Source organism: Candidatus Leptovillus gracilis (assembly GCA_016716065.1).
Classification (GTDB): Bacteria; Chloroflexota; Anaerolineae; order Promineifilales; family Promineifilaceae; genus Leptovillus; species Leptovillus gracilis.
The window spans coordinates 299,567-313,401 of record JADJXA010000002.1 but is presented as its reverse complement, the minus strand read 5'-3'; the positions used below and the strand labels follow the sequence as shown (position 1 = coordinate 313,401).

Sequence of the window (13,835 nt, the reverse complement as noted above, 5' to 3'; positions counted from 1 at the left end):
TATGGTTTTGTAAACGATTGGTTAATAAAAATGGGGCGAAATGGCGTTGATTGGGCATGGCAGGAACGGCCGTTAATCATTTGTTAACACAACAGCGCCAGAACAGCCCTGTTTGTTAACAGCTTGTTAACAATAGTATGGTGTTAACAAGCTGTTAACCTAGTAAAATTGCAGCCGTTGATATTTACTATCAAGGAACAAATACAAACTCATATGCGCTTCAACTGTTTGCAATTTCATCGCCCTGGCAACAGGGCTTTCGTGTTTTTATTCATGGGCTTACTGCTGCTAACTGCTTGTAGGGCAACGGCCGTGTCCGTCAACCCCAGCACCACCGCCGCCCAACGCAGCGTGCAAAACAAAGGCTCAGATACCATGGTCAACATCGCCCTGGCCTGGGCCGAAGCCTACCGTAAAGTAGACTCCACCATCTCCGTCGCCGTCACCGGCGGTGGTTCAGGAACCGGCATTGCCGCCCTCATCAACGGCACAGTAGACATGGCCAACGCCTCCCGCGCCATGAAACAAGACGAGATTGACCAGGCTCTGGCCAACGGCGTCGAGCCAGTCGAACACGCCGTCGCCATAGACGCCCTGGCCGTCATCGTCAATCTAGAAAATCCCGTCAGCAAATTAACCATAGACCAACTGGCAGACATTTACACCGGGCGTATCACCAATTGGCAAGAGGTGGGCGGCAACGACGCGCCCATCGTGCTGCTCTCGCGGGAGACCAACTCCGGCACACACGTCTACTTCCTGGAGGAAGTGGTGCGCAAAGGCGATAGCACAAATACGGACATTTTTGCGCCGCAAACGCTGCTCATGCCTTCGTCGGTGGGCATTACCAGCGAAATCCGGCGCAATCCCAACGCCATTGGCTACGATGGCCTGGGTTACGTAGATGTGGCGCATGAAAAAATGATCGCCGTCGCCAAAGACAGCGCCAACCCTTTCGTACTGCCATCTGTGGCCACGGCCGCTTCTGGCGAATACCCCCTCTCTCGCGACCTGTTCATGTACATCACGGCCAATCCCAGCAGTGTTGTCATCAATTATCTAAACTGGATTCTGAGCGCCGAAGGACAAACCATCGTCGCCCAACTTGGCTTTGTGCCTCTGGTATCTGAATAACAATCCGTATCAGTTCAACTGGGCGCAAACCCAGGCCGGCTTCTGGAGATTAAGCTTATGTCTACGCTTGAAGAGGTGACGCCCACTTGGGAAAAGTCGCCATTCGACGACGCGCCCACTGCGCGGCGCAACTGGCGCGAAATGATCATCGAGGCCCTGATTCGCCTGTCGGGCATTTCGGCCGTGGTGATCATTACCCTGATTTTCCTGTTTTTGCTGAAGGAAGGCGCACCCGCCTTCCTCCAGGTTCCGCTGTCTGAGTTGCTAAGTACGCGCTGGTATCCTATCGAGGGCATGTATGGCCTGGTCCCGCTGATCGTCGGTTCGCTGCTGGTGACGGTGGGCGCGGTGGTGATTGCCGTGCCGTTGGGATTAACAACGGCCGTTTACCTGGGCGAATTTGCTCCACTCTGGCAGCGCGAACTGCTGAAACCGATCATCGAAGTGCTGGCCGGCATCCCTTCCATCGTCCTCGGTTTTCTGGGGTGGGTGGCCCTGGCCCCCCTCATCCAACGCGCCGGGGCGGCCACCGGCCTGACAGCCTTCACCGGAGCCATCATCCTGGCCTACATGTCCCTGCCCACCATCATCAGCATCACCGAAGACGCGCTGTACGCTGTGCCTAAAGAGTACCGCGACGGCGCACTGGCCCTGGGTGCAACGCAGTGGCAGACCATCTGGCGCGTCGTTCTACCGGCCGCGCGGTCTGGCATTGTCATTGCCGTTATGTTGGGCATCGGCCGGGCCATCGGCGAGACCATGGCAGTAATGTTAGTGACAGGCAACGCGGCCAACATCCCGGCGTTTGGCCTGGGCGCTTTTTTCCAACCGGTGCGCACCATGACAGCCACCATCGCCGCCGAAATGGGCGAAGTGGCCCAAGGTAGTTTGCATTACTCGGTATTGTTTGCCATTGGTATCGTGTTGTTTGTCATCACTTTCCTGGTGAATTCACTGGCGACGCGCTTCATCGGCGGTGGGGCGCGACGGCGGGGAGGACAAATATGACCCGGCAGCAAACACAGAAATTGGCGGCAAGATTGATTACGGCCGTTGCCGTTATCGTCATCCTGCCCATCATCCTGGTGGTCGTCTACGTCGTCGCCAAAGGGATTGGCACGGTCAATTGGGAATTTCTCTCGCAGCCGCCGCGCAATGGCATGACCGAAGGCGGCATCTTCCCCGCCCTATTGGGGACCATCATCCTCACCTTTGGCACAGCAATCGCCGCCATCCCCCTGGCTATTGGCGCCGCCATCTACCTGGCCGAATACGCTGGCGACAATCGCGCCACCCGCGCCATCCGCCTGGCCATCGTCAACCTGGCCGGTATCCCCTCCATCGTTTACGGCTTGTTTGGCCTGGGCATGTTTGTCCTCTTTCTCAATTTTGGCACATCCATCCTGGCCGGGGCGCTGACCCTGGGGCTGATGACTCTGCCGGTGGTCATCAGCACGGCCGAAGAAGCGATTCTGGCCGTGCCGCAAGAGTTTCGCGTCGTCAGCCTCAGCCTGGGCGCGTCGCGTTGGCAAACCATCCGGCATCAGGTATTACCCCACGCCCTGCCGGGCATCATCACCGGCGTTATTCTAGGATTGGGCCGCGCCGCCGGTGAAACCGCCCCCATCCTCTTCACTGTGGCCGCTTTTTACCTGCCAGAACTGCCCAAATCTGTCTTTAGCCAGACCATGGCCCTGCCATATCACCTGTATGTTATCTCCACGCAGGTTCCTGGTATGCCCCTGGAAATTCAATACGGCACGGCCCTGGTTCTGTTGTTTATTGTGCTGTCGTTCACAATGGTAGCGACGATCATTCGCACAGTGATGCGCCGTCGGCGGGAATGGTGAGGAAGTATGAAGAGTAAACTGTCTATTCGCGACCTCTCGTTTACCTATGCCGATGGGACGGAAGCGCTGCGCGATGTTCAATTGGATATTATGCCCAACGAGTTGTTCGTTCTGTTCGGACCATCGCGGGCCGGCAAGACCACCCTGCTGCGCTTGCTGAACCGGCTGGCCGACTTGCTGGATAATACACAGCGAACGGGAGAAATTTTGTTTAACGGCCGTGACATCTTCGCCCCTGCCCTAGACGTAATCAGCCTACGTCGGCGCATTGGCATGGTCTTTGCCGTACCCACCCCCCTGCCCGGTTCCATCTACGACAACCTGGCCTACGGCCTGCTCATGGCCGGAATGCGCGACAGGCGCGCCATTAACGAGCGCGTGGAACGTTCCCTGCGCCAGGCCGCCCTCTGGGACGAGGTAAAAGACCGGCTGCAAGATTCCGCCTTTGCCCTGTCTGGCGGCCAAAAACAGCGCATGTGCCTGGCGCGCAGCCTGGTGCTGGAACCAGAAGTCATCTTGCTAGACAACCCAACATCGGGCCTGGACCCCATCTCCACGGCAATGGTCGAAAAATCATTGTTCGAGTTGAAGGAGCAGTACACCATCATCATGGTGCCGCACAGCGTGCAGCAAGCCTCGCGGGTGGCCGACAGAGCCGCCTTTTTGTTGGATGGCAATGTGGTGGAGATTGGCTCGCAGCAGCAGATTTTTATCCACCCGCAAGACAGGCGAACGGAAGATTACGTCACCGGCCGATTCGGCTAACTTCTACAAATTTTCCGGCATGGTCGGGGCCACAAATTTCACCATGGCGACGCGGAGCGCACGGAGGTTGAACCGATAAAATCCGCCGTGTCCCTTCGGTTTCATAATAAGGCTTTTATGGAAAACAAAATCGAGGTCCGCAATTTTAATTTCTACTACGGTTCATTTCAAGCGTTAATTGATCTGAACCTGCCCATTCGCGCCAATCAGATCACAGCGCTCATCGGGCCTTCGGGCTGCGGCAAGTCTACTTTTTTGCGGGCGCTAAACCGCATGAACGATACCATCAGTGTTGCCCGCGCCGAAGGCGAGGTGCTGATGGACGGCAAAAACATCTACGACGCCGACGTGGATGTGGCCGATTTGCGGCATCGGGTAGGCATGGTGTTCCAACGGCCGAATCCGTTCCCCCAGAGCATCTTCAACAATGTCGCATTTGGCCCGCGCGTGCTGGGCCTGACCAAAAGCAACGACCTGGAACAGATCGTGACCGAAAGTTTGCAAAGCGCGGCGCTGTGGGACGAGGTGAAAGACAAGTTAGACAAACCGGCGATGGAACTGAACCCAGGGCAGCAGCAGCGTATGTGCATCGCCCGTACCATTGCCGTGCGCCCAGAGGTTATTCTGATGGACGAGCCGTGTTCAGCGCTAGACCCGGTGGCGACGCTGCACATCGAAGATCTGATGCGCCGGTTATCGCAGGATTACACCATCATCATTGTGACGCACAACATGCAGCAGGCGGCGCGGGCTTCGGATTGGACCGGCTTTTTCTGGTTGGGGCGGTTGGTGGAGTTTAACGAGACGACGGAGCTGTTTACCCATCCGCGCCAGGAGCTAACGGAATCTTACATCACGGGGCGGCAGGGGTAGACAGGTTGATAACGGCCGTTGGCAGTTCAACCAGCTCTCCCGTAACCAGATAAATCACGCGTTCGCAAATGTTGCCAACGCGGTCGCCGGCGCGTTCCAGGTTGTGGGCGGCCCACATCAGCTTGTTGGCCTGGGGTGTCTGGTGGAAGTCGGACAGCATCACCGCCAGCAGGTCCTGCTGAATCTGGCTGTAGAGGGCGTCAATCTCGGCGTCGGCGGCGTAGATGACGTAAGCCAGGCTGGCGTCTCGCGCCAGAAATGCGTTCATACTTTGGGTAAGCATGTGGCGGGCCTTTTCAGCCATGACGCAGAGGTCAGACACGGCCGTTGGTCGCGGCTGGTGGCCTAACTGCAAGTTAATCTTGGCCACCCCTTTGGCGTAGTCGTTGATGCGTTCCAGTTCGCCGGCGATGGCCATGACGGCCGTAATAAACCGCAAATCGCGCGCTCTGGGCTGCTGCGTGGCAATAAGCGCCAGACAGACTTCCTCAATGTGAATGTAGGCGGCATTTATCTGCGCGTCGGCGGCGATCAACGCTTCAGAGAAGGCATGATCACACTGCTGCAAGGCAGACGTAGAAGTCACCAGGTTGTCCTCCACCTGGCTGCTCATGATGAGCAATTGTTCCTGTAATTGCTCCAGTTGATGCTCAAAAACAGCGCGCAGCATCAATCCAGCATAACACAAGCCATTTAACGCGCTATTACATTGGGTTAACGGTTGAATAAGGTGTTGTTAACGGGGAGTTAAGGCGATTGACGATTGGTCGTGAACTTATCAAAGGATTGACGGGGTTAACTGGAGCGTAGGGTGAAATAAAACGTGCTGCCTTTGCCTTCTTTGCTTTCGGCCCAGATACGGCCGTTGTGCGCCTGAACAATATGCCGGGCAATGGCTAACCCTAACCCTGTGCCACCCTGCCCGCGCGTCCGCGCCCGGTCCGATTTGTAAAACCGCTCAAAAATTCGCGGCAGATCTTCGGCCGCAATACCCGCACCGGTATCCGACACGGCAATCACCACCGACGGCGGCAGGTTGGCGAGCATCGAACCAATGCTTCTGGGCGCATCTTTGTCTACAAACGCGGCAACGGTTATCTGACCACGCGGCGTAAATTTCAGGGCATTATGGACCAGGTTATTAACCACCTGCTGCACCCGGTCGGCGTCGGCCAAAACGTAGGGCAAATCATCGGGCACATTGACAACCAGGGCAATATGCTCGCGTTCCGCGCGCTGGCGGAACCGTTCCAGGGGGCGTTGGATCAGGTCGGAAACGGCCGTTGGCGCTAACCGCAGCGGCACACGGCCCGACTCAATGCGCGACAACTCCAGCAGCTCTTCGACCATCTGCGTCAGCGTTTCCACCTCGTGCTCGGCCCGGCCTAAAAAGCGCGTGGCCGCCGGGGGATCGTCCAGCGCGCCGTCTTGCAATGTTTCCACCACCGCCCGTAAAGAGGCCAGCGGCGTGCGCAGTTCATGCGACAGGTTGCTGATAAAATCACGCCGGATCGTTTCCAGCCGCCGGATAGTGGTGAGGTCCTGCAAAATCACCAGATACACCAACGACCCCCGGCGCATGATGGGCGTCACCACAGCCTGCAAGAACAGATCGCGCCCCACTTCTACGGCGGCGATTTGCTCCTGGTTTTCTTTCTGGCACTGCTGCCACAAGCCAATGAGTTGATGGTGGCGCAGGGTCTCGGCGATGGGGCGGCCCAGCGCCTTTTTTTCGGTGGTACTCAGCAGGCGCATGGCCGCCGGGTTTACCTGGCGCACGTAGCCGTAGGTATCGGCAATGATCACGCCATCGGCCATGTAGGCCAACACCGAGGCCAACTGGTCGCGCTCTTCGGTTAGTTCATTGATGAGCTGGCTGCCAGCGTCTATGAGCTGATTATAGAGGTGGATAAAGTCGTCGGTTTCGCCACGGCCGTAGTGCATAATGCGCGCGCGTCGGTCGCCGGCCAGGATGCGCTGCGTGGTAACAGTAAGGTCCTTGATGGGGCGGGTGATACGCGCTGCCAGCAGGATGGAGAGGGAAACGGCCGTTATCAGCATCACCGCCGCCCCCAGCCACAATATCCTGTATGGGCAGGCCAGATCATCGCTGCACGCCGGCCGGCTGGCAAAAAAAGCCATCCCCAATGACACCAACAAGACCAGAATGGCATAGGGAATGGCAAGCCGCCAGCGCAGTTGTGAAAACATAACGAAGGTTCCCGACCTGTCAGCCGTCGAAGCGATAGCCAATGCCGCGCACTGTCACAATGCGGCTGGCATTGGCCGGGTCTGGCTCAATTTTCTCGCGCAGCCAACGCACGTGTACATCCACCGTGCGGCTGTTGCCGTCATAAGACCAGCCCCAAACCCGCTCCAAAAGCAAATCCCGCGACAGCGCCATGCCCTGATGACGCGCCAGAAAGAGCAGCAGATCGAATTCTTTGGGCTTCAGACGAATGGCCTTTTCGTCCAGACGTACTTCGCGCCGGTTTTGGTCAATCGCCAGGTTGCCATAAGTCAGCGTGGCAATACCAGGGGGCGCTGCTTGTTCTTCTACCGCTTCCTGCTCGGCGGCCATCTCTTCACGGATCAGCTTTACCCGCCGCAGCAGCGCCTTCACCCGTGCTAACAATTCCCGCATACTGAAGGGTTTGGTCAGGTAGTCGTCGGCCCCCATTTCTAAACCAACGATTTTATCCACTTCTTCGCTGCGAGCGGTTAACATAATAACGGGTATACTGAGTTCTTTGCGTAAGATGCGGCATACTTCAAAGCCGTCAATACCAGGCAGCATCACATCCAGAATGATAAGGTCGGGTTGGTTAGCGCGGGCAAGGGCCAGGGCGTCACGGCCGTTTTCGGCCGTCAACACCCCATAGCCCTGGTGGATAAGATTATATTCCAACGTTTCCAGGAGCGTTGTATCGTCTTCAACAACCAAAACAGTGTAGTCCATATATTCTTTTGTAACAGTGAAGAGGGAGCGTGTCAATAAAGCTGTCAACGACAATCAGAAATACCCGTTAGAAGTGATCAATCGCATTGGTACGAAGAAGTGCCTTCACATGACTATAACCGGCAGCGCGTCAATCTGGCGGCACGCGGGTCTGCCCCAGCGGAATCCAGGGAAGCTGCAATTCGCCGGTAATGCGCTCATCTAAAATGGGCACAGGACGGCCGGTAAAGGCGTCATACAAGCGCACTGTCGCGCCGATGGTCTGGCCGTCGCCGGCCGCCAGGTCTACCCTGACAAAGTGCGGGTCGTTCACCTGCGAACCGGCAATCCACTTCAACGTTGGGATGGCTCCCAGCGCCGGAACGCCATCACTCAGGTCCCACCAGGCCCAATAGAAGCCATCCGCCTCATAACCAATCAACCGCACCGACGCCACCAAATCGGCGGTGACCGGCGTGCTGGCGGCAAACGCCTGCCGCAGCGTCAGCGGCGCGCCGGCGGCAAAGGGACCGGCCGGCAGCAGCCCTCCCGTCCAGACAATGCCCTGGCCCAACGGCACGTAATGCTGCGCGGCATTGGCGGGAGGCAGCCAACCGCGCCGCAAAATTCCCCACGCGCCATACAAATCGGGCAGGCTGTCGCCGGACACGGCCGTTTCGCTGACAAAACCCACCTCTGTCTGCCAATGCAGGTAGAGGCGCGGTTGGCCGGGCAGCGTATTGTCCCAATCGTAGCCAACCAACACGCGCGACCCGTTCGCCAGAGGGTGGCGAACTGGATTTTGGCTGAAGGGTGGGCGCGGCACGGCCGTTACCGGCAGCGTAGCGATGGGCGTGCGGGCGTCGCCAACGGCCGTCAACAACGGTTCCGCGCCATAGGCGCCAATCAACAGGGCGTAATCGCCCGGCTGCGCGCCGGGGCGCGGCGTCAGGCGAAATTGGGTCAGGCTGAGGCCGATTGGCTGCGGCGTGACCGTTACGTCCTGTTGGGCATACAGACGGCCGTCTGACCCTACCAGGTGGGCAAACAGGGAAATAGGTGGTTGGAAGTTGGCGGTGGCCTGCCAGGCCAGGGTGAGAATGGCCTCTTGCCCAACGGTGACGGCCGTGTGGTTGATGACGTAACCGGCAATCTGAACAGCGTCACCCAAAGCCAGGTCCAGGGGCATGAACTCTGGCGGCAGCTCCAGCCGGGCTTCGTGGCGGAACAAAAAGGCGTTGCCGCTGGGTTCCGGCGTGGGCAGATTGGCATAAGCGATCTCGTCGTAATGGGTGGCGATGACCGCCCGGCCGCTGCCCCATTCGGCGGCAATCCGCCCGGCCCAATCGGCTCCATAATCGGCCGTGCGTGGATAGACAAATTCTACGGTGACGTCCGGGCGCTGGCCTTCCACCGCCTGCAAATACCACAGCGGCGTCGCCCAGTGCCAGTCGGCCAGGATGATGCTGCCCGGTGGCGCGTTTTGCAGCAGCGGCTCCATCGCGTCGCGGACGTAGGTGGTGTGGTGGAGTATCTGGTAGCTGGGGTAATGGCGGATGGTTTGCCAGACGGCCGTCAACAACACCCCCACCGCGAGAATGGCGAGGATGTTGTGCACAGATTTCACAGATTTTTCTATCTGGGAAATCTGTGGATCAACCAACCACCCGACAGCAAGCCCCAGGCAAAGGGCCAGCGGCACGTAGGCGGGCAGCATGTATTCGACCGTCTGTGGGGCGCGGTAAGTGGCGGTGATGAACAGATGGAAGGCGAATGAACCGCCCAGCAGCCAGGCCAACGGCCGATTGCGCCAGATTAGCAGAGTCAGCCCCAGCCCTGCGCCCGCCAGCAGCCAGGGCGACATTTGAAACGTCAGCACGTTGCCCATCACCCGCAGCCGCTCCCACAAAATGCCCGGCGCGATGTAGGCAAAAAAGTCACCGCTGAAGCCCAGCCCCAGCGCGTGGGCAGCCAGGCCGGGCAGCGTCGCCAGATTGGGCGCAGCGCCGGGCGCGCCGGAGTTGGCGCGCAGCGGGAAGTAGAGCAGCGGCAGCAGCCCCAACAACCCGGCCAGGACGGGGCGCAGCCAGCGGCGCGGCGTCCGCAGCAGACCGGGGTCCACGATGGGGATGAAGGTGAGGCAAATCAGGCTGATGAAGGCCAGGGAGAGGTGATGGGTCAGGCCAAAGCCCAGGGCCAGGGCAAAGAGAATCAGCCAACGGTCGGCTGTGGGATTGGGTTGGGTTTTAACGGCCGTTTGCCAGCGCAGCAGCGCATAAAAGGCCAGGACGGCAAACAGGGCTGTCAGGCTGCGGATGTTGGCGGTGGTGGCCTGCGCCCAAAACGTGGTGGCTGTGCCCAGAGCAAGTACGGCCGTCAGCGCCGCCCATTTGCTGCGCGTCAGGTGGTGAACGGCCGTCCACACCAGCAGCAGCGCCGCCGTACTGGTGAAAACCGAAAGCAAATTCACCCGGTAAGCGGGCGTGGCCCCCCAGGGCAGACGGGTCATCAGGTGGGCCAGCAGGGTGTACAGGGGGAAGCCAGGCGGATGGGCCACGCCCAACGTGGCGGCGGTTAGCTGAAATTCGCCGTTGTCGGCCGGCAGCAGGTCGGGCGACAGAGTGCGGCTGTACAGCAGCAAAAAGCCGAGGCCGACAGTGAGCAGCACGGCCGTTTGCCCGCGCCCGGTGGACAGAAAAGGAATGGCTAACGGCCGTGCCCACAGCCAGACCAGGGCGACGGCCGTAATCGCGGTAATGGCCGCCGCCAATGAAGGAAAGGGGTAAACCAGGTAGCCAGACAGCAGAAGCAAGGGCCAGGTTTGGGCAAACGGGTAACGGCGCAGCCACCAGGTGAAGAAAAGCATGGTGACGGCCGTCACCATGCAGGCCCAACCGACAGCGCCTGACAAACGCCAGTAAACGGCCGTTCCTTCACTCAGCAGACGGCCGACAAAAAGCCCGGCCACCAGGCCAGGGGTATAGCGGGTAATCAGTTGTTGGCGGTTAGACCACATGCGGCTGATTATAGCGTGGTCATTTCCAGAGGGGTATCAGGCGCGGCAAACCAACCCGGTAGCCGTAGTCCGTATACCGTTGGCATTTTCCAGGGCTTGCGCCCCACGGAATACGGAATACGCATTATGAATTACCAAATACAGTTACCAGGGGCTTCAGGCCCCGCTCGGCCTGCTAGGATGGTTTACTTACAAAGGTTTTATCAGGTTGGCGAAATGCCGGAGAATAGACCGGGGGATGGGCCAGGGCATCACGTGATGTGGCGGTGTTTTCTGCCTGGCTGATTCGGGCAGACAAAACGCAAGACGCCAATACCAACACACCGGCAAATAATGAAACGCCTGTACACAAGATGGCGAAAAAGTTAAGAACTCCCATGCTCTCTTCCTTGCTGCGGCAATGTTGTCTGACTGTTTGAGGATCGAGCTATTGTAGGCTAAATCATCAGGATTACCATTCATGATACGCAGGTTTTGTACTTTTGTCAGTAGTACGTAAGCACTGAAACCCAAATAATCGCGCCGCGGCCATTCCTCACTGCCTGAAGACCCACAACAAATATCTGCGGACAGGCTGACAAAATGTTATACTTGGGCTGGTAAGGAACTGGTTGCCCGAATGGACGAACTAACCCAATCCAAAGGAACAAAGCAGAAATTGGCGATGACGGCCGTGCAAGACCGTCAGCTCCCCCTGATTGCCGGCCGTTACGAAGTGGTCAGCCAGTTAACCGGCGGCATGGGACTAGTCTATTTATGCCGCGACGAGCAAACCAGCGAACTGGTTGCCCTGAAAACCTTCAAACCGGAATATCTCTCGCACCGCATTGCCCGCGACCTGTTTTTGCGCGAAGGGACAATGTGGGTCGAGTTGGGCAGCCATCCCAACATCGTCCGCGCCCATCGGGTAGAGCGCATCGGCGACGGCCGTGAAGTTTACCTGGTGCTGGAATGGATTGTGCAGCCCAAAGGCAAAGACAATCCCTCTTTACGCGCCTGGCTCCGGCCCGGCCGGCCCCTGCGCCTGCAGCAAGCCCTCACCTTCGCCCTGCACATCACCCGCGGCATGAAATACGCCACCCGCCGCATCCCCGGCCTGGTCCACCGCGACCTGAAACCGGAAAACGTCCTCATCGGCCACGATGAAATCGCCCGCGTGACCGATTTTGGCCTGGCCAGCACCCTCACCGGCGTCGGCGCGGAAATCGCCACCCTGCCCCAAGCCAGAGAATATTCGCTGCGCACCCAACTAACCCAGGGCGTGGTGGGCACGCCGCTGTACATGGCCCCAGAGCAATGGTTGCAGCAGCCCACAGACGCCCGCGCCGACATTTACGCTCTGGGCTGCATTTTGTACGAGATGCTCAGCGGCCATTTTGCCGCCGACGGCCAGGATAAAAACGAAATCCGCGACATCCACCTGTCCGGCAGCATCAAAGCGCCGCCCAGCTTACTGCCCCGCGAAGTCATCTTCTTTTTACGCAACTGCCTCATGGTCAACCCCGAACAGCGCTACCGCGACTGGCAGGTGTTGGAAAACGCCCTCATTGACGTGTATCGCCGCGTGGTGGATGGCGATGTGCCTTCGGAACGGCTCAGCGGCGATACAACCCGCCTGGAGCGCGTCGCTCTGGGGCAATCTTACAACAGCATGGGCATGTCTTACCTGGACATCGGCAAATTGGATGTGGCGGTGATGTATTTTGAGCAGGCCATCATGATCGCCCGCGCCGAAAAATCGTTGACTTTAGAAAGCACCGGGCTGGGCAATTTGGGGCTGGCGTACCGGGCTATGGGCTTCACTGAGCGGGCGGTGGAATTTCACGAGGAGCAGTTGTCTATTGCCTATGAAATTGGCGACCGGGCCGAACAGGCGCGCTCTTTAGGTGAATTGGGGCGCGATTTTCGCGCCCTGGGCGACGCCCGCCGGGCGATTCGTTTCCACGAGCAGCAGTTGGCGATTGCCCGCGAGCTAGGCGACCGTTACAAAGAAGCGGCGGCGCTGGACAGCCTGGCGCTGACGTATCAGCAGTTGGGCAGCGTGGACCGCGCCGTAGCCTTGAATAAGGAAACATTGGCGATTGCCAAAGAAATCGGCGATCAGGTGCGGGTAAAAAGTGTGTTGAGCAATATGGGCCGCATCTATCTGGAAGATGGCGAGGCCAAAGAGGCGGTGGCTCTATTTAAGCAGTCGTTGGACATCTCTTACCAATTGGGCGACCGGGTAGGCGAAGGCGAAGCGTATGGCGATTTGGGCGACCTGTACCACTCGCTGGGGCAGATGGATCGGGCGGTGGAACTGTATAAGCGGGCGCTGCAAATTGCGCAGGAGGCGAAGAACGGCCGTAAAGAAGTCGAAAACCTGTGCCGTTTAGGCGACCTGTACCTGGATGCCGGCGACACCGAAAAAGCGGAGTCTTTCTTCCAGAGCGCGTTGGCGGTGGCCCAGCAAATGAACGCCCAGTCCAGCCGGATGACTACGCTGGGCAAGTTGGGCGAAGCAACGATGCGTCTGGGCGACTACATGAAAGCGGCCAGCTTTTACAAACGGCAGCTGATCCTGGCCCGCGAATTGAACTACCATCAGCAAGGCAAGCTGGCCCTGGTAGGCATCGGCCAGGCCTATGACCGCTGGGGCGACCCAACGCGCGCCATCAATTATTTTGAAAGACATCTGAAGATTTCGCGCCAGGAGAAGGATTGGACGGCCGTTGCCGAGATGCTTTATGCCCTGGGTGAACGGTACCACAAAACCAAATTGCTCCAGCAGGCATACGATGCCTACGAAGAGTATGTGGCCTTGATGCGGCAGGCGGAGAATTTTACGGCCGTCGGCGATGGTCTGAACAAACTGGGCAGCGTGGTTCGTGATGGCAATGATCCCAAGCAGTCTATTGAATTCTACAAAGGGGCCATAGATTTGGCCAAAGAGCAAAACGATCTGGTGGGCGAAGCATGGGCAACCAGTAATATGAGCATCGCCTATAACCTGATGGGCAAACAGTGGCAGGCGTCGCGCCACGCCGACCGCGCCCTCAAGCTGGCCGTTCGCAGCGGTGATACGCCGGTGATTGCTCGCGCCAATTATCGCCAGGCGTTGGTCATTTTCCGCCAGGAAAAATGGGATAAGGCGCTGCCCTTTGCCCAACGAGCGCAGCAGTTGTACATGCGCCTGAAAGACCAGGAGATGCTGGACAAAACAGAGCGCCTGCTGGCCGCCATTGAAAAGCGACGTAAAAAGACAGGGATTTTTTCTTAA

The 13,835-nt window shown here is 58.4% G+C and carries 10 protein-coding genes; 6 read left to right on the top strand and 4 right to left on the bottom strand.

Annotation, left to right across the window (positions count from 1 at the left end; all coding sequences use genetic code 11):
• Positions 1–273: 273 nt before the first annotated feature.
• The 5 genes from IPM39_05675 to pstB all read left to right on the top strand — a co-directional run bounded on the left by IPM39_05675 (position 274) and on the right by pstB (position 4,622).
• Positions 274–1,134 carry a phosphate ABC transporter substrate-binding protein gene (locus IPM39_05675; protein ID MBK8985560.1) on the top strand — a complete coding sequence of 287 codons (861 nt, stop codon included), beginning with the start codon at positions 274–276 and terminating at the stop codon, positions 1,132–1,134.
• 57 nt (positions 1,135–1,191) lie between these two features.
• Complete coding sequence (gene pstC, locus IPM39_05670; GenBank protein ID MBK8985559.1) at positions 1,192–2,142, top strand: phosphate ABC transporter permease subunit PstC; 951 nt, start codon at positions 1,192–1,194, stop codon at positions 2,140–2,142.
• Complete coding sequence (gene pstA, locus IPM39_05665; protein ID MBK8985558.1) at positions 2,139–2,984, top strand: phosphate ABC transporter permease PstA; 846 nt, start codon at positions 2,139–2,141, stop codon at positions 2,982–2,984. Before pstC ends, pstA begins: the two co-directional genes overlap by 4 nt.
• Before the next feature lie 6 nt (positions 2,985–2,990).
• On the top strand, positions 2,991–3,749 hold the full coding sequence (locus IPM39_05660) for a phosphate ABC transporter ATP-binding protein (protein ID MBK8985557.1): 759 nt from the start codon (positions 2,991–2,993) through the stop codon (positions 3,747–3,749).
• Positions 3,750–3,866: 117 nt separating this feature from the next.
• On the top strand, positions 3,867–4,622 hold the full coding sequence (pstB, locus tag IPM39_05655) for a phosphate ABC transporter ATP-binding protein (GenBank protein MBK8985556.1): 756 nt from the start codon (positions 3,867–3,869) through the stop codon (positions 4,620–4,622).
• Here pstB and phoU read toward each other — a convergent pair.
• The 4 genes from phoU to IPM39_05635 form a co-directional block, all read right to left on the bottom strand.
• Positions 4,603–5,292 (bottom strand): phosphate signaling complex protein PhoU, encoded by a 690-nt coding sequence (phoU, locus tag IPM39_05650; protein MBK8985555.1) that lies wholly within the window; start codon positions 5,290–5,292, stop codon positions 4,603–4,605. The genes pstB and phoU overlap by 20 nt on opposite strands.
• Before the next feature lie 125 nt (positions 5,293–5,417).
• Positions 5,418–6,833: a PAS domain S-box protein gene (locus IPM39_05645; protein MBK8985554.1), complete on the bottom strand. Its 1,416-nt coding sequence runs from the start codon at positions 6,831–6,833 to the stop codon at positions 5,418–5,420.
• 19 nt (positions 6,834–6,852) lie between these two features.
• Complete coding sequence (locus IPM39_05640; GenBank protein MBK8985553.1) at positions 6,853–7,581, bottom strand: response regulator transcription factor; 729 nt, start codon at positions 7,579–7,581, stop codon at positions 6,853–6,855.
• Positions 7,582–7,711: 130 nt separating this feature from the next.
• A complete protein-coding gene (locus tag IPM39_05635) occupies positions 7,712–10,576 on the bottom strand; it encodes a DUF2723 domain-containing protein (GenBank protein ID MBK8985552.1) in 2,865 nt (954 codons plus the stop codon).
• Positions 10,577–11,195: 619 nt separating this feature from the next.
• On the opposite strand from IPM39_05635, the gene IPM39_05630 reads away from it, so the two are divergent.
• Positions 11,196–13,835, top strand: a complete 2,640-nt coding sequence (locus IPM39_05630) for a tetratricopeptide repeat protein (GenBank protein ID MBK8985551.1) — start codon at positions 11,196–11,198, stop codon at positions 13,833–13,835.

Bases quoted from the DNA above. Each gene is read 5' to 3' on its own strand.
- IPM39_05660 (MBK8985557.1), top strand. From the start codon at position 2,991: ATGAAGAGTAAACTGTCTATTCGCGACCTCTCGTTTACCTATGCCGAT.
- pstC (MBK8985559.1), top strand. From the start codon at position 1,192: ATGTCTACGCTTGAAGAGGTGACGCCCACTTGGGAAAAGTCGCCATTC.
- phoU (MBK8985555.1), bottom strand. From the start codon at position 5,292: ATGCTGCGCGCTGTTTTTGAGCATCAACTGGAGCAATTACAGGAACAA.
- IPM39_05635 (MBK8985552.1), bottom strand. From the start codon at position 10,576: ATGTGGTCTAACCGCCAACAACTGATTACCCGCTATACCCCTGGCCTG.
- IPM39_05630 (MBK8985551.1), top strand. From the start codon at position 11,196: ATGGACGAACTAACCCAATCCAAAGGAACAAAGCAGAAATTGGCGATG.
- IPM39_05675 (MBK8985560.1), top strand. From the start codon at position 274: ATGGGCTTACTGCTGCTAACTGCTTGTAGGGCAACGGCCGTGTCCGTC.
- pstB (MBK8985556.1), top strand. From the start codon at position 3,867: ATGGAAAACAAAATCGAGGTCCGCAATTTTAATTTCTACTACGGTTCA.
- pstA (MBK8985558.1), top strand. From the start codon at position 2,139: ATGACCCGGCAGCAAACACAGAAATTGGCGGCAAGATTGATTACGGCC.
- IPM39_05645 (MBK8985554.1), bottom strand. From the start codon at position 6,833: ATGTTTTCACAACTGCGCTGGCGGCTTGCCATTCCCTATGCCATTCTG.
- IPM39_05640 (MBK8985553.1), bottom strand. From the start codon at position 7,581: ATGGACTACACTGTTTTGGTTGTTGAAGACGATACAACGCTCCTGGAA.